Source organism: Ruegeria sp. AN6, from assembly GCF_056540425.1.
In genome coordinates this window covers 253,640-269,569 of the sequence record NZ_JBQFWR010000005.1, presented here as the reverse complement: position 1 = coordinate 269,569, position 15,930 = coordinate 253,640, and the positions used below count along the sequence as shown (strand labels likewise).

The 15,930-nt window shown below is 54.9% G+C and carries 17 protein-coding genes and 1 riboswitch; of the genes, 6 read left to right on the top strand and 11 right to left on the bottom strand.

Going from position 1 to position 15,930, the window contains the following annotated elements; translation table 11 throughout:
* Positions 1-122: 122 nt before the first annotated feature.
* The 5 genes from ACR0MQ_RS11095 to glyA form a co-directional block, all read right to left on the bottom strand.
* On the bottom strand, positions 123-545 hold the full coding sequence (locus ACR0MQ_RS11095; protein ID WP_170774491.1) for a universal stress protein: 423 nt from the start codon (positions 543-545) through the stop codon (positions 123-125).
* A gap of 77 nt (positions 546-622) precedes the next feature.
* Positions 623-1,996 (bottom strand): alanine/glycine:cation symporter family protein, encoded by a 1,374-nt coding sequence (locus tag ACR0MQ_RS11090; protein WP_029621957.1) that lies wholly within the window; start codon positions 1,994-1,996, stop codon positions 623-625.
* A gap of 25 nt (positions 1,997-2,021) precedes the next feature.
* On the bottom strand, positions 2,022-2,966 hold the full coding sequence (gene lipA, locus ACR0MQ_RS11085) for a lipoyl synthase (RefSeq protein WP_480608140.1): 945 nt from the start codon (positions 2,964-2,966) through the stop codon (positions 2,022-2,024).
* 14 nt (positions 2,967-2,980) lie between these two features.
* Positions 2,981-4,360, bottom strand: coding sequence for a dihydrolipoyl dehydrogenase (lpdA, locus tag ACR0MQ_RS11080; RefSeq protein ID WP_480608137.1), 1,380 nt, complete (start codon positions 4,358-4,360; stop codon positions 2,981-2,983).
* 11 nt (positions 4,361-4,371) lie between these two features.
* Positions 4,372-5,625 (bottom strand): serine hydroxymethyltransferase, encoded by a 1,254-nt coding sequence (gene glyA / locus ACR0MQ_RS11075; protein ID WP_170774485.1) that lies wholly within the window; start codon positions 5,623-5,625, stop codon positions 4,372-4,374.
* A gap of 146 nt (positions 5,626-5,771) precedes the next feature.
* Here glyA and ACR0MQ_RS11070 point away from each other — a divergent pair, with 146 nt between their 5' ends.
* The 4 genes from ACR0MQ_RS11070 to ACR0MQ_RS11055 all read left to right on the top strand — a co-directional run bounded on the left by ACR0MQ_RS11070 (position 5,772) and on the right by ACR0MQ_RS11055 (position 8,848).
* Complete coding sequence (locus ACR0MQ_RS11070) at positions 5,772-6,374, top strand: helix-turn-helix domain-containing protein (protein WP_480608134.1); 603 nt, start codon at positions 5,772-5,774, stop codon at positions 6,372-6,374.
* Between the two features lie 91 nt (positions 6,375-6,465).
* Positions 6,466-7,425, top strand: coding sequence for a dihydrodipicolinate synthase family protein (locus ACR0MQ_RS11065; RefSeq protein ID WP_480608132.1), 960 nt, complete (start codon positions 6,466-6,468; stop codon positions 7,423-7,425).
* Positions 7,416-8,351, top strand: coding sequence for a 4-hydroxyproline epimerase (locus tag ACR0MQ_RS11060; RefSeq protein ID WP_480608129.1), 936 nt, complete (start codon positions 7,416-7,418; stop codon positions 8,349-8,351). The genes ACR0MQ_RS11065 and ACR0MQ_RS11060 overlap by 10 nt, the downstream gene beginning before the upstream one ends.
* A 17-nt stretch (positions 8,352-8,368) precedes the next feature.
* Positions 8,369-8,848, top strand: a complete 480-nt coding sequence (locus ACR0MQ_RS11055) for a putative molybdenum carrier protein (protein WP_480608126.1) — start codon at positions 8,369-8,371, stop codon at positions 8,846-8,848.
* Here the strand turns inward: ACR0MQ_RS11055 and ACR0MQ_RS11050 are convergent.
* Genes ACR0MQ_RS11050 through thiB form a run of 3 tightly spaced genes read right to left on the bottom strand, consistent with a single transcriptional unit; the run spans position 8,836 to position 12,018 of the window.
* Entirely contained in the window at positions 8,836-9,528 is a 693-nt protein-coding gene (locus tag ACR0MQ_RS11050; RefSeq protein WP_480608123.1) for a thiamine ABC transporter ATP-binding protein, read from the bottom strand. The genes ACR0MQ_RS11055 and ACR0MQ_RS11050 overlap by 13 nt on opposite strands.
* Positions 9,515-11,062, bottom strand: coding sequence for an ABC transporter permease family protein (locus tag ACR0MQ_RS11045; protein ID WP_480608121.1), 1,548 nt, complete (start codon positions 11,060-11,062; stop codon positions 9,515-9,517). The genes ACR0MQ_RS11050 and ACR0MQ_RS11045 overlap by 14 nt, the downstream gene beginning before the upstream one ends.
* Positions 11,038-12,018 (bottom strand): thiamine ABC transporter substrate binding subunit, encoded by a 981-nt coding sequence (thiB, locus tag ACR0MQ_RS11040; protein ID WP_480608118.1) that lies wholly within the window; start codon positions 12,016-12,018, stop codon positions 11,038-11,040. Before thiB ends, ACR0MQ_RS11045 begins: the two co-directional genes overlap by 25 nt.
* 32 nt (positions 12,019-12,050) lie before the next feature.
* Positions 12,051-12,156: riboswitch (TPP riboswitch) on the bottom strand.
* A 176-nt stretch (positions 12,157-12,332) separates the two neighbouring features.
* Between thiB and ACR0MQ_RS11035 the strand changes: the two genes are divergently transcribed.
* Together ACR0MQ_RS11035 and ACR0MQ_RS11030 are read left to right on the top strand one after the other, a co-directional pair.
* A complete protein-coding gene (locus ACR0MQ_RS11035; protein ID WP_010441633.1) occupies positions 12,333-12,563 on the top strand; it encodes a type II toxin-antitoxin system CcdA family antitoxin in 231 nt (76 codons plus the stop codon).
* Positions 12,563-12,862: a CcdB family protein gene (locus ACR0MQ_RS11030; RefSeq protein WP_010441632.1), complete on the top strand. Its 300-nt coding sequence runs from the start codon at positions 12,563-12,565 to the stop codon at positions 12,860-12,862. The genes ACR0MQ_RS11035 and ACR0MQ_RS11030 overlap by 1 nt, the downstream gene beginning before the upstream one ends.
* 70 nt (positions 12,863-12,932) lie before the next feature.
* On the opposite strand, the gene ACR0MQ_RS11025 is transcribed toward ACR0MQ_RS11030, so the two are convergent.
* From ACR0MQ_RS11025 to ACR0MQ_RS11015, 3 genes are all read right to left on the bottom strand, one after another.
* Complete coding sequence (locus ACR0MQ_RS11025) at positions 12,933-13,343, bottom strand: universal stress protein (RefSeq protein ID WP_010441631.1); 411 nt, start codon at positions 13,341-13,343, stop codon at positions 12,933-12,935.
* Between the two features lie 13 nt (positions 13,344-13,356).
* Positions 13,357-14,664: a TRAP transporter large permease gene (locus tag ACR0MQ_RS11020; protein ID WP_010441630.1), complete on the bottom strand. Its 1,308-nt coding sequence runs from the start codon at positions 14,662-14,664 to the stop codon at positions 13,357-13,359.
* A gap of 161 nt (positions 14,665-14,825) precedes the next feature.
* Positions 14,826-15,875: a TRAP transporter substrate-binding protein gene (locus ACR0MQ_RS11015; RefSeq protein ID WP_010441629.1), complete on the bottom strand. Its 1,050-nt coding sequence runs from the start codon at positions 15,873-15,875 to the stop codon at positions 14,826-14,828.
* Positions 15,876-15,930: the final 55 nt, after the last annotated feature.

Below are 15,930 nucleotides of genomic sequence, written 5' to 3'. Positions count from 1 at the left end.
CCCCAATGGATACTGAACAGGCATCTCCCACCCAGCAAAATCAACCAACTTACCACCCAACTCAACATGCAAAGCGTGAAGAGGCGTGCGTTTAATCTCGCCCATAGCCAGAGCCTTTCTAATCAGCGGGATTGGTCACGAACGACTGTTACAGTGCAATGCGCGTTACGCACGACACGTGACAAGTTCGGGCCAATCTCATAATTCGGGAAATCGCCTTTGGTCGATGCCATGACGATCAGATCGAAGCCTTCCTTGTACGCAAGCTTCAGGATTTCGCGGTAGACGCTGCCTTCTTCGACATGTACCGGAACGTCTCCGGCATTGCCGTGATCCAGAATGGCCTGAACCGCGTTGCGTACATGCTCTTTGGCACCCGCACCATAGTTGGCAGGCAGGTTAGGGAGCTGGATGATCTCGGGGATAACGGCCACTGTGTGCAATTCAGCACCATAGAATTTTGCCTGTTCCAGCGCGAGCGGCAGGGCGTTCTTCCATGAGCGGTCGTCGGTGTGATCAATGGGCAGCAGGATTTTCGTGGCCATCACGTCTCTCCTCGAGATATAGAAATCTGTTTTAAAGCCCGGGGGCCACTCTGGCCTCCGGGTATGTTTATCCAGGTTTATTCGGCTGGTGTGCCACCTGGTTCTTCGGACTTGCCACCCGAAGCGAAGAACTCTTTCGTCAGCTTGATGACGATCGGGCTCAGCAGCGCCAGGGCGATCAGGTTCGGGATAGCCATCATGGCGTTCAGCGTATCGGCAAGCAGCCAGATGAAGCCTAGATCCGCGGTCGCTCCGAAATAGATCATGACGATCCACAGGACGCGGTAAGGCATCAGCGATTTGACGCCGAGCAGGAACTCGACACATTTTTCGCCGTAGAACGACCAGCCCAAGATGGTGGTGAAGGCAAAGATCGACAGAGCGATGGCGATCAGATATCCACCGATCCCCGGCAATGATAGCTCGAACGCGTGGCTGGTCAGAGCGGCACCGGATTCACCAGACGTCCATGCACCCGACGAGATGATCGCCAGACCGGTGATCGAGCAAACGATGATAGTGTCGATGAACGTCCCCAGCATCGCGATCAGGCCCTGGTTGACCGGACCTTTGGTCTCGGCTGCGGCGTGCGCGATCGGAGCGGAACCCAGACCCGCTTCGTTCGAGAAGACACCACGTGCCACACCAAAGCGGATCGCAGCCCAAACAGCGGCACCCGCGAAACCACCTTCGGCGGCCGAGGGGGTGAAGGCGTAGGTGAAGACCAGTGACAGCGCATGTCCGATGTTGCCGATGTTGATCAGCAGTACCAGCAAGCCCGCGATGATGTAGGCGATTGCCATGAACGGAACCAACTTACCGGCAACTGCACCGATCCGGGTGATGCCGCCCAAGATCACGGCGGCTGTCAGAACCATCAGAACAACACCGGTGACTGAGGTGTTGAAACCGAAATTCGCTTCCAGAACCTGGGCGACACCGTTGGCCTGTACACCGTTACCGATGCCAAAGGCTGCGACAGCTCCGAACAGAGCGAACGCAACGCCCAGCCAGGCCCATTTCGCACCCAGACCGTTTTTGATGTAGTACATCGGACCGCCGACATAGTTGCCCAACTCGTCTTTCTCGCGGTATTTCACGGCGCAGACAGCTTCTGCATATTTGGTGGCCATGCCCACCAGGGCGGTCATCCACATCCAGAACAAGGCGCCCGGACCGCCCAGGAAGACAGCAGTGGCCACACCGGCGATGTTACCCGTACCGATTGTCGCCGACAGCGAGGTCATCAGCGCGTTGAACGGGCTGATCTGCCCTTCGCCCTGACCTTCACGGCCTTTAAACAGCAGGCTGAAGCCTGTGCCGATGCGCAGGATCGGCATGAACTTCAGCCCCACCTGCAGGAAGAAGCCAACGCCGAGGATGAGGACCAGCATTAGCGGCCCCCACACGACGCTATTGATAGCCCCTACGATTGAATTTAACGCTTCCATGGTTTCCCTCCCATTTGCGTCAGGTTTATGCCCTGTTTGCGATGGCCCGCTGGCGAGCTTGCTTAAGGGCGGCAAAGTCTTCGTCCGCGTGGAACGACGAACGGGTCAGCGGGGTTGCTGACACGTGCAAAAAGCCCTTGGAACGCGCGATTTGTTCCAGTTGGGCGAATTCTTCCGGAGTCCAGAATCGGTCGATCAGGTGATGTTTCGGCGTCGGCTGCAGGTATTGACCGACTGTCAAGAAATCGACGTTTGCAGCACGCAGATCATCCATGACTTGTCGGACATCATTCAGCGTTTCACCTAATCCGACCATCAAACCGGATTTGGTGAAAACTTCGGGATTTGCGCGTTTGGCATCGTCCAGCAACCGTAGCGAAGTATAGTAACGCGCACCCGGGCGTACAGTTGGGTAGAGGTGCGGAACAGTCTCAAGATTGTGGTTGAACACATCCGGAGCAGCCTCAAACACCACTTCTGCAGCTTCTCCCTTACCCAGAAAATCGGGGGTCAGAACCTCGATCGTCGTGGTAGGGTTCTGATGGCGGACCGCACGGATTGTCTGTGCAATATGCTCAGCCCCGCCATCGTTTAGGTCATCGCGATCAACAGATGTGATGACCACATGACGCAAGCCCAGTTTCTTCACCGCCGCGGCCACCCGACCAGGTTCGAAAACATCCAGGGCATCGGGACGCCCGGTTGAGACATTGCAGAATGAACAGCCGCGCGTGCAGACTTCGCCCATAATCATCATGGTAGCGTGCCGCTTAGACCAGCATTCACCGATATTTGGGCAGGCTGCCTCTTCGCAGACCGTCACAAGATCGTGGTCCCGCATCAGGCGGCGGGTTTCATAAAACTCAGGGCCTTCTACCTTTTTCTTGCGAATCCACTTGGGTTTGCGTGGGATGACGCTATCTGCCTTTTTGGCCTTTTCCGGGTGACGGGGGCGAAGCTGGATGGTCATCTGGCGGCTCCGGTTTAGGCGTGAATCGCGCGGCCTAGGGCGTCGAGGCAGGCTTCTTTGACAGCCTCACCCATCGCAGGGTGCGCATGGCATGTTGCTGCGACTTCGGACACGGTTGCCTCCTTTGTCATCGCCAACACCAATTCTGCGATTAGATCGCCACCATGAGCGCCACAGATATGCGCGCCCAGAATCTTGCCGTTAGTGTCTGCCAGTACCTTCACCGCACCGTCTGTTTCTCCGGTCGAGCGTGCGCGCGAGTTCGCCATGAAGGCGAATTTGCCGACCGAATACTCGGCTCCGGCGTCTTTCAGCGCTTCTTCGGTCAATCCTACTGAGGCGACCTCGGGATCTGTGTACACAACGCCCGGCACGGTGTTGTAATCGACATGCCCGGCTTCGCCTGCCAGCATCTCAACGCAGGCAACACCGTCTTCTTCGGCTTTATGTGCCAACATTGGGCCGGGAACGCAGTCACCGATGGCGTAAATGCTTGGCACTGATGTTTGAAATGTATTGTCAACTTCTATGACGCCACGTTGGTTCACAGCCACCCCCAGCTCTTCCAAGCCAAGCCCTCGGGTGACGGGGCGGCGACCGACAGCGATCAACACCTTGTCGGCCTCAATTACTTCTTCCTTGTCCTTGCCAACGCGATCCACGGTCAGGGTCAGACCTGCATCCGTTTTGTCGACCGATTTCAACGCCCGACCCAATTGGAACTTCAATCCACGTTTGGACAGGGCGCGCTGCGCCAGTTTGGCAATCTCACCGTCAATTCCGGGCAACACCCGATCCAGATATTCGACCACCGTGACCTTAGCGCCCAGACGTGCCCAGACCTGCCCCAGCTCCAGACCGATAACGCCTGCACCGATCACCACCAGATGTTCGGGAACCGTCTCCAATGCGATCGCACCTGTTGAGCTGAGGATGTCCTGCTCGTCTATCTCGATTCCCGGCAATGGGGTGGGTTCCGAGCCCGTGGCAATCAGGATGTTCTTGGCTGTGTGGACATCTTCTCCAACTTTAACTTGCCCGGCGGTGGGAATGCTGGCCCACCCCCCGATCAGATCGACGCCGTTTTTCTTGAACAGGAACGCGATGCCTTTGGTCAGGTCGCCTACGATCTTGTCCTTGCGGCCCATCATCGCGGGTACATCGATGCTGGCCCCCTCGACCGCAATACCGTGGGAGGAGAGATGTGCAAGTTCGGCATATTTGGCCGAGGAGGTCAGCAACGCTTTGGAGGGTATGCACCCCACATTCAAACAAGTCCCGCCGAGCGCACCACGGCCCTCAACGCACGCTACTTTCATGCCCAATTGAGCCGCGCGGATCGCGGCGACATAGCCGCCTGGTCCGCCCCCGATGACAGTAAGATCGTAAGTCATTTGGTCTTCTCTCAGTAGATCGGGTGGCTTGCGCAAAGGGCGCGGACTTTTTCGCGGGTTTCCTTTTCGACGGCTTCATCCCCGTCCGGCGATTGGGCCAATGCGTCCAATACATTGCCGATCAGGTGACCGATCTGCTTGAACTCTTCCGGACCAAAGCCGCGACTACAGCCAGCTGCGGTGCCCAAACGAATGCCGCTGGTGATCGTTGGTTTCTGGGGATCACCCGGAACGCTGTTTTTGTTGCAAGTGAAGCCTGCACGCTCGAGCGCAGCTTCAGCGTCTTTTCCGGTTACGCCGATTGGGCGCAGGTCGACCAGCATCAGGTGGTTTTCGGTTCCACCCGAAACGATATCGCAGCCGCGCGCTATCATTACATTCGCCAATGCTGACGCACTATCCACGACACGCTTCATATACTCTTTGAATTCGGGTTTCAGTGCTTCTCCAAATGCAACGGCTTTTCCTGCAATCACATGCATCAGAGGGCCGCCCTGCAAGCCGGGGAAAACGGCTGAGTTCATCTTTTTTGCTAACGCTTCGTCGTTGGTCAGAATAACCCCGCCACGCGGTCCACGCAGGGTTTTGTGCGTGGTTGATGTTACAACGTGGGCGTGGCCAACTGGCGACGGATGCAGACCCGTCGCGACAAGCCCTGCTATGTGGGCCATGTCGGCCAGCAACCAAGCACCAACTTCATCCGCGATGGCGCGGAAGCGTGCAAAGTCAATTTTTTGCGAATAGGCCGATGCGCCTGCAATGATCAGTTGGGGTTTTTCGGCTTTGGCAAGTGCCTCAACCTGATCATAATCAATCAGCCCGGCTTCGGTCAGTCCGTACTGGACCGGACGGAACCACTTGCCGGATTGGGCAGGTTTTGCGCCGTGAGTCAGGTGGCCACCAGCATCCAGCGACATTCCCAGGATGGTATCGCCAGGGCTAAGTAGCGCCAGTTTGACGGCCCCGTTGGCCTGTGCACCCGAATGGGGTTGGACGTTTGCATACTCGCAACCGAACAATTGTTTCAACCGTTCGATCGCTTCGGCCTCGACTTCATCCACATATTCGCATCCACCATAATAGCGGCGGCCAGGATATCCTTCGGCATATTTGTTGGTCAGCACAGAACCCTGTGCATCGATCACAGCCTGAGAGACAATATTTTCAGAAGCGATCAGTTCGATCTGTTCAGCCTGGCGCTTGTTCTCGCGCGCAATCGATGACGCGATGACCGGATCGGCTTCAATGAGCGACTTTTTGAACATTATCTCCTCCATCGACCATAATCCCCAACAAGGAAATTAAGTTTCCTATAGTGGAGAATACACAGATAAAGCAACAAATATTTAATAACAGGAAAGTTGTAGGATGTTGTGGAAACCTTTAACCTTCAGAAAAAGGGGAGAATTATATGGTTGAGGACCACCCAAATGATACTTCTGGACCGGATGAATTGGGCGATGGAGCTGTACTAGGACGCTCGATCCGTGATGCGCGTCGTAAAAAAGGTTGGACTTTGGAAGAGGCTGGTCGGGCAGCGGGAATCGGTCGATCCACGCTTTCGAAAATTGAAAACAATCAAACGCGACCTAGTTTTGACATCGTGCGAAGGCTGACACAGGCACTGGGTATGAGCACGCCTCAACTGTTCCTGCAGTCAGGACAGACCGGCATATCAGGGCGACGCGATTTCACCGCCAAGGGTGAGGGTGAAATCAAGAACACACCTACCTATTTGCATGAGCTTCTGTGCACAGAGCTCACAAGCAAGCGGATGCTTCCCTATATCGCGACGATCAAAGCCAGAGATATTTCAGAGTATGATACTTGGATCAGGCACAGTGGCGAAGAGTTCATGTATGTAATCAGCGGCGAGTTGACGTTTGTATCCGAACACTATCGACCATTGCCCATGAAAGCTGGGGATTCACTATATTACGACAGCAGTATGGGGCACGGATGCATCTCAACCAGCAAAGAAGATGCCCAGGTGTTGTGGGTATCGCTCGAGTGAAACCGATGTGACGGTTTGTTTTGATAACCTTGTTGTTGTTGAGGCGGAATTTGAATTTGAGCACTCTCAATCCGAACAAAAGAAGAAGCACATGACACAGAATATCTTTGCCGGCACGATGCCTGCATTAATGACACCCTGCCTGCCTAATCGGGCGCCGGATTTCGATGCTCTGGTCAAAAAGGGCAAAGAGATGATCGATGCCGGCATGTCTGCCGTGGTGTATTGCGGATCGATGGGCGATTGGCCTTTGCTGACGGATGCGCAAAGGATGGAAGGCGTTGAAAGGCTGGTTGATGCTGGATTGCCTGTGGTTGTTGGCACAGGTGCCATTAACTCAAAATCAGCGGTCGCGCATGCAGCTCATGCGCAGAAAGTGGGCGCATCAGGTCTGATGGTTATTCCACGTGTTCTTTCGCGTGGCTCGTCGATCGCGGCACAAAAGAACCATTTCAAAGCCATCTTATCAGCAGCACCCGACGTACCAGCGATTATCTATAACAGCCCAGTATACGGTTTTGCGACCCGCGCTGACTTGTTTTTCGCACTCCGGGCCGAACATCCAAATCTGGTCGGTTTCAAGGAATTCGGAGGCAAAGACGATCTGAGATACGCTGCCGAATTCATTACATCTAAGGACGATCAGGTTACGTTAATGGTCGGTGTAGACACCGAGGTCTATCACGGTTTCGTAAATTGCGGAGCCACAGGGTCAATTACCGGGATCGGCACGGCGCTGCCGAAAGAGGCACTGCTGCTGGCGGCACTGGCCAAGAAAGCCGCGACTGGTCACGCCGAAGCCCGCCTGCGCGCACGCGAATTGGATGAGGCGTTTGGCGTATTGGCCAGTTTTGACGAAGGTACGGACCTCGTTCTGTATTATAAACATCTTCTGGTTTTGAATGGCGAAGATGAATACCGTCTGCATTTCAACGAAACAGACGAGTTGTCTGACGCGCAGCGAAACTATTGCGAACAGCAGTATGGACTTTTCCGCAACTGGTTCAACGACTGGGTCCAACAGGGTGGGGTCATTGCTGAATGCATGTGATCGACAGCCATACCGGGGGAATGCCAACGCGTGTCATTCTGGATGGTGGTCCCGATCTGGGGTCTGGCTCGGTGGCAGAGCGGGCAGAACGATTGGCGATGCAGCACGAGCAGTTCTACAAATCCATTCTGCTAGAGCCGCGTGGCCAGCCCGGAATGGTTGGTGCACTTCTTGTGGAGCCCGTAAACCCGGCCTGTGCCGCGGGCGTTATCTATTTTGACGCTGATGCGGTGCTGGGAATGTGCGGGCATGGCACGATCGGTCTGGGTGTGACACTGGCTCATTTGGGTCGGATCGGAGTCGGTGTGCACCGGATCGAAACCCCTGCAGGAGAAGTGGTGATTGATCTGAAGGACCCAAACACCGTTGAGGTTACGAATATCGAAAGCCGCCGGGTGCGTCAGGCGGTTACTATTGATGTCGACGGCTACGGGTCAGTGACCGGAGACGTAGCTTATGGCGGCAATTGGTTTTTTATTGTCGACCCGAGCCCAATGACAGTTGAACCTGCAAACATCCGTTCATTGACTGACTTTACCATTGCTATCCGCGAAGCCTGTATCTCCCATGGTGTTGGCGGTGAGAATGGCGAGCCTGTCGACCATGTTATTTTGCAAGGCAAGTCTCCGAATAAAGGGGTCCACAGCCGAAACTTTGTTTTATGCCCTGATAACGATTATGACCGCTCACCCTGCGGCACCGGCAGTTCGGCGCGTTTGGCTTGTCTGGCGGCCAGCGGGCAGCTGCAAGCCGGAGAAGAGATTGTGCAGGAGAGTGTGATCGGAAGCAGCTACCGGTTGTTCTATAAACCCGGGAAGGGTGGGGGCGTTGTTCCAAGTTTAACCGGGCAAGCATACGTGATGGCTGAAAGCACATTGATCTTTGCTGAGGGCGATCCGTTCCGAACCGGAATAATCAGGCCGTAACCAAAGGGCAGAAATGAATGTCTGTTTCCAAAATCGTGGCGGGTGGGCAAACGGGCGTTGATTTGGCTGCACTGGATTTCGCACGAAAGCACCATATCCTTTATGGTGGTTGGGTTCCAAAAGGCAGAACAAACGAGGCCGGTCTGATCCCTGTTGAGTACGCTGGATTGGTCGAGACCCATTCACCGGAAGTGATCGAGCGGACAAAGCTGAACGTTCAGTCCAGCGATGCAACGCTGATAGTTGTGAATGGTTCAGACAGTCCAGGCACGCAACAAACAGTTGTTTTTGCAGGGGAGGCCGGAAAGCCTTACCTGGTGCTTGATGTCAGGCAGGGAACGGAGTTTTGCCAACAAAAACTGCGGGATTGGTTGCGCACAAATCCGGTTGAAGTCTTGAACATTGCCGGTCCGCGCGGGTCAGAGGCGCCCGGTCTGGATGTGCAGGTGCGAGATCTACTTGAGGGTTGTCTCGATGAATTTGCCTACCCCAGATAATCACGCAGCGCTGGAGGTGGATTTTCGAATAGCTGCTTGGTTGCAACAGGTGCGTGTGCAACCTGATCCGTAATAAATACCGTTTGCTCGGTTATCCGAAGCGCATCCTGAGGATCATGGCTAACCATAAGCAGCGTTGTTCCGGTCTCAGCCACCAGATCCGCCACCAGATCTAACATCTCGGCCTTTAGCGCAGGACCAAGGGCCGCAAAGGGTTCATCCAGCAACAAGACATCTCGCTTTTGAACCAATATCCTGGCCAGCGCGACCCGGCTCTGTTGTCCTCCGGACAATTCGGCAGGCTTTCTGGTCCCCATTTCCGGTAGGCCAACGCGATGCAAGGCTGACCCCACCATTTCCTTTTCTTCATCTGTTAAGCGCCCAGTCGGGCGGATGCCCAAGCCAACATTTTGGGCGGCGGTCAGATGCGGGAACAAATTTCCGTCCTGAAACAGCATCGCAAGCGGTCTTTTCCCCGGTGGCAGGGTGGTCAGACTTTGGTCATTCCAGTGCATTTGCCCGGCCTTCAAATCCCGAAATCCGGCGATGGTTTCCAGCAACGTAGATTTCCCCGCACCAGATGGGCCAATGACCGCGACCTTGGCTCCGGTTTCGATTTCGAAATCGGCGTTCAGCAGAAAGCTGCCGTTCATGATGCTGCATTCGTCAAGCTTCAGCATGCCAACGCCCTCCACGATCCAGTATCCAAAACACACCCATCGAAAGCAGAAGCAGCAACAACGCTCCGCCCGCAGCCGCTTGCATTTGGTAGGCCCCGATAAGGCGATAAATCTGCAATGGAAGGGTTGCGATCTGTGCATCAGCGAACAATGCGATTACGCCAAGGTCACCCATCGACAGGGCAGCAGCCAAACCTGCAGCAAAACCGATTTGAGGGCGAAGACGCATCACTATGACGCGGGTGAAAAATGTGCGTTTGTTCATATCCAATGACAGGGCCAAACGTCTGTGCCGTTCTATCGTGTCGCACGCAGCGGGCACGAGTATTCGAAGCGCGAAAGGCAAGGCCATCACGGCGTTAACCAGTGCAGTGACGGGAAGGGCCAGCATAGCTGGATTGGCGACAGGGCGGATCAGAATAAACAGACCGGTGCCGATAACCAGTGGTGATGCAGCGAGGCCGAGAATGCCGCACAGTTCAACGATGCCGTACCTTCCGGTCGCCGCAGAAACGGCCATAGGCACCGCGAGCAGCAACAAAAGCATAGTGCTGATGGTGGCCACGAGGATCGAAGTTGCGGCTGCGCGAAACACTAGGGTGGGTAGTTCGAACAATCCCAACGCGCCTGAAATCACCACAGATGCCAATGGCAAAAGTAGGAATGTTGCTGCGGCGATAATCCAAAACGCGTCCAACAGAGGCGTTCCACCATCCCAACGGCGGACTGCACGGTTGAGGCCCGTCCCAAAGCCGTCCCCTCTCGAAAACTTCAGGGCCGCCAGTGCGGCAGCCGCAGTCAGGGCCAGTTGCAACGCGGATAGCAGCGCTGCACGGCCAAGATCGAAATCATATGTAAACGCCTGATAAATCGCGAGTTCGATCGTGGTCGCACGCGGGCCGCCGCCTAACGTTAGAGCAACGGCAAAACTGGTCAGGCAGATGGCAAAGATAACGGCCAGCACGCCGGGCAAAACGCGCCGCAGCATGGGCAATTCGATTAATCGAAACATTGCCATCCCATCGCATCCAAGCTGTGCGGCAAGACGAAATCGCTCTGCTGGAACCTCCTGCCATCCTTGCAAAATCAGCCGCGTTGCAAGAGGGAGATTGAAGAACACGTGGGCCAGAACGACACCATGCAACCCGTAAATTTGGATTGGGGGAAGGCCAAATACGCCCAAAACATCCGAGATCCATCCAGAGCGGCCAAATACCTGTAGCAGTCCCAATATCGCGACGATCACCGGGAGGATGAATGGCGCCCCCAAGAGCGCTATCAACACCCGTCGTCCACGAAACCGCCGCCGCGCCAATGCGCGCGCCACTGGGATGGCCAGTATAGAACTGAACGCTGCAGAGAGCGTTGCTTGCAAAAGCGTAAAGCGCAGTGCCGCCCAGTCAGAGGGATTGAACCCGCCGCTGGTTTCGGCACGTAAACCAACGGTGGTCAAAGTTCCCAATATCAGCGCGGCAACAAGGACCGCCGCGCTGATACCTGGCCATGAGCTTACTGGCTGAGTGCGCCCAGCCATTCCGTCAATGCCTCATCTCTTTTGGTTGCAGCCTCGCTGGGATCAATAATCAGAGATTTCTGAGGAACGACCAGAGTGTCAAAACCTTCGGGCAGCCCCGAGGACGGGGTGACGGCTGGATACATCCAGTTGGTTGTCGGGATGATCTGCTGGAACGCGTTGGAAACCATGAAATTCAAAAACTGGTCGGCCAATTCTGAATGATCCGAGCCAGCCAATTTTGCCGCAACTTCGATCTGCATATAATGGCCTTCGTCAAAGGCTGCAGCTGCTTTGCTGGCATCTTCCTCGGCAATCAGATGATAGGCAGGAGATGTTGTGTAGCTCAACACCATGTCAGCCTCGCCATCGAGAAACAGCCCATAAGCTTCGGACCAGCCTTTGGTCACAGTCACGATGTTGTCGGAAAGGTCAGCCCAGATTGCCGGGGCTTCATCACCATAAGCCGCCTTGACCCACAATAGGAGGCCCAGACCCGGCGTAGATGAGCGTGGGTCTTGAATGATGATTTTAGCCTCGCTGTCCGCCAGTTCCCGAAAATTGGCGGGCGCTGACGCATCAGCGTTGTGAACAAAGGCAAAGTAACCCCAATCATAAGGAACGAAAGTATCGTCGGTCCATTGGATTGGCAGTGCGTAATCAGCGGTGACCGAATGAGGGGCAAACAAGCCGGTTTCCTTGGCGGCGGCGATCAGATTGGTATCTAGCCCCAGCACAACATCTGCATCGGTGTTCTCACCCTCAAGACGGATGCGTGACAACAGGGCGGCACCGTCTTCGACACCCACAAGATTAAGGTCACAGTCACAAACTGCCTCAAATGCTTCTTCGACTTTTGGGCCGGGGCCCCAGTCCGAGACGAAGCTGTCATACGTATAAACGGTCAACTGTGGTTTGTCGGCTGCAACAGCCGATGTCGCAGTCAGTATTCCCGCAGCAATTGCCAGATGTTTCATATCATCCTCCAATGCGGCGAGAGGGCAAGGATGGACAAAACCTGTACCTTTCCCTCCGCCGGTTCTAGCCGGTTCAGGTTCAACGGGTTTGCCAGTGGACATCTCAGCGCAGTATCGCGCGCACCCCGAGGTAGGGCTTTGATTAGGGTGACACGAGCGCAAATACAACCAAAATCCTGAGATTCAAGCCTGCAGCATGTCGATTTTTGCCAACTAATCGTTCAGTCTGATGTTGAGTTTGATGCGCGATTTTATACGCATATTTGACGCGCATAGTAGGTGGTGATAAATTTGCTTATGAAGAGGTTGGCTATATGAATGTCCAGACACGGAAACCGACCAATCTGTCGCTCGATCCCGCTTTGCTTGCCGAGGCCCGAAAACTGAAAGTGAACCTTTCGCGGGCCGCGGAGGAGGGGGTTCGTGCAGCCGTGGCGGCAGCCAAGGCAGAGCAATGGCAAGCGGAGAACGCTGAAGCTCTACAAAGCTCCAACTCTTATGTTGAAAAGCACGGATTGCCCCTGGAGCGGTTTCGTCAGTTCTGATGCCGAAATACGATGTGTTTCCCAACCCCTCTGGCGATGGCTTCTTGTTGGATGTCCAATCGGATCTTCTGAGCGATCTGAACACACGTGTGGTCGTACCCCTATTGCCGAAATCGTACGCGCCGAAACCTGCAACCCGTCTTAACCCAGAGTTCATGATTATGGATGAGCCGGTTGTCATGGTGACCCAGTTTATGGCCGCTGTTCCGACAGGGGTACTCAAGTCGCCTGTAGGGAATCTCGTTGACGAGTTTGAAAAAATTACCGTTGCTGTCGATATGCTGATGCAAGGCTTCTGAAAAGGAATGGCCGGCCAAATAGGCCAGCCATCAATTAGTTGCAGAAGCGGTAGGTTATTGGTCTTCGGTTCTATTTTCCACGAAGCACAACAACACTGCATTGGGCATGCCGGACAACACGTGCAGCCGTTGAGCCGATCAGATAGTCCGAAAGACCCGGTTGATGCGACGCCACGATGATGCAATCCGCTTTGTGTTTTTCAGCCCAATCGAGGATCGAGTTTGTGGGATGCCCGGTCACGACATGCGTACTGATGTTCGAAGCCTCCACGGCTGTGCCCAGCCTTTCTTCAAACTCTGAAACGCTTTTCTGAACCTGTTCCGCAGGAAAGTACGAGCCGATATACGAAGGAAGTTCTTCGAGAACCGATAGCACCGATACGGTTCCTCCGTCTGCCAGCAGACGGCTTGCAGCATCCAGAGACAAGGAGCAGTCGTTGATGTGATCGGGTGCGACTGGAACGAGGATATGGTTATACATCGGAACCTCCGGGTTATTTCAGGATGCTTGGCAGCCAAGTTGCGATCTGCGGGAAGATGAAGATTAGTGTCAGACCAACAAACTGCAGCACAACAAACGGGCCAACCGAGTTGTAGACGTCGCCCATGCTGACATCTTTGGGTAGCACCCCTTTGATCCAGAACAGCACGAAACCAAACGGAGGTGTCAGATAGGCGATCTGGATGTTCACGATGAACAGTGCGCCAAACCACAGCTTGTCGATTCCCAACTCATCAATGATTGGAATGAACAGCGGGGTACACAGCATGATGATAGCCCAATCGTCCATCACCATACCCAGAACGAGGATGATCAGCATCATCATCAGCAGGATGCCTGTGCTGCCGCCCGGCATGGAAAGTACCAGGTTGGTCAAAAGGTCCTGGCTGCCCAGAGTATTGAACACATTCAGATAGACAGTTGCACCGATCAGGATCCACAGACCCATGCCGCTGAGTTTCAAAGTGGAAACCAGCGATTCCTTCAAAACTTCCCAGGTCAGCTTTCCGTAGATCAGGTTGATGACAAACGCACCTGCTGCACCAAACGCCGCAGCTTCGGCAGGGGTCGCGATTCCGCCCCAGATGACACCCAGAACGATGATGATCAGCAGTGCAAATGGCCAGATGCTGAGAACTGCGGTCAGTTTTTCGGCGCGGGTGAATTTCTGATCTGCAGGCAGCGCGGGTCCCAGTTCAGGCTGAATTTTGCAGCGTACGCCGATATAGATCGTATAGAATGTCGCCAGCATCAGGCCCGGCAAGAGGCCTGCCATGAACAGATCACCGATCGAAACCTTGGCCAGCAAACCATAAAAAATGAAGGGAACGCTGGGAGGGATCAGCGCGCCCAACGCACCGCCAGCCGCGATACAGCCAATCGCGATACGGCGATCATATTTATAGCGCATCATTGACGGGTAAGCGATTTGACCCATTGTGGTCGTTGCCGGAGGTGTGATGCCGGTGATGGCAGCAAACACCGTACAAACCTGTACCGTGCCCATGGCGAGACCGCCATGAATATGGCCGATCAGTTTGTACACGGCATCATAGGCCGTCTCGGCTATCCCAGAAAATCGTATGAGTGAACCCATAAAAAGGAACAGGGGAACTGTGACCAGAACCGAGTTCCAGGGTGTTGAATAGAAGGCACTTGGTACCGATAGCAGCGCGCGGGGTTCAAAAACCAAGGCAAACAGCACCGCCGTTCCACCCAAACCGAACGCAACCGGCAGGCCCATAAAAAGGATCCCAAACAGTATTAAGAAATACAGCGCTGTAATTAGTTCGAGGCTCATGATCTTTAGTTTCCTTACCTAGTGGCCGTTCGCGCGGTCTATGTCAGGTTGCTTGCCTGCAATCTTTCGAACGCTGGCATGCGCCTATCTAATCTGCTGGCCCGACAGTCGGGCCAGCAGAAGCGTTTCTAGCAATGCGTGAGTTTTCACGCGGCGCGGGATTATTGCGCGTTTGCCTTGTCTTCCAGGAACTTCTTGAAGATTTCGACGCCTTTGGCGTTGCCATCCGAAGCAGCTGCAACCTGCGGCCACACTTCCGCAATGGACTTCTCGCGCATACGAGCAACTTCTTCGTCGCTCAGCTCGATCACTTCACCACCGGCATCACGCAAAATTTGCAGCGCTTCTTCGACGCCTTCCGCGTGCATGCGGCTGGTTTCGAAGTAGGTTTCTTCAAAGACGCCATCGATCTTTTCGCGCTGCCAGTCGGTCAGGGCATTCCAGCTTTGCAGGTTGATAAAGATCTCCTGATGCTGGGCAGGGTTCCAGCCGGGCATGATCGCATAATCGATCACTTCGTGGAACGACATGTCGTCGATGCCGCCAGTGTCCCAGTATGTGCCTTCGATCGTGCCCAGTTTGATGGCAGTATAGATTTCGCCACCATTCATCGATACCGGCGCACCGCCCATGGTCGAGTGGAAGATGGCCTGAGGACCACCGGCACGCATTTTGTGCCCTTCCAGATCTTCCATCTTTTCGACGCGGAACTTGGTGAACATCGCGTTCGGGCCCTGATTGGTCCAACCAGCCCAATGCAGGTTACGCGCATGCGCCGCTTCCTGAACGATGTCGCCTACGCGATAATCAGGGTTGCCCCACATCACTTCCCAGGCTTCTTCGGTGTTGTTGGCGCCCATGGCCATACCAAAGGCCAGCATGCCTTCGGGCATATCGCCACCATAGACAGAGCCCCATCCGGCATAGCCGTCGGTCAAACCCGCTGCGGCGGCGCCAAAGGCCTCTGCTCCACTGACCAGTGCCCCGGCGGGCTCAACGCGGATTTTAACGGTGCCTTCGGTCGCTTTTTCAACAGCCTCAACCCAAGGGATCAGGCCGTTGTCCCAGCCAGCATCGGTCTGGTCAAATGCGGGCTGGAAAGTCCATTCAGTGACTTCATCCGGCGGCCCGTCCTGAGCGACGGCTATGCTTGCGGTCACCGCAAAGGCGCCCGCCCACATCGTGGTATGCATAAACCTGTTTGGTTTCATGTTAGTTCCTCCTCGTTAGTGGATCAGTTTGTTTTCGTGAAATTATGAGTAACCG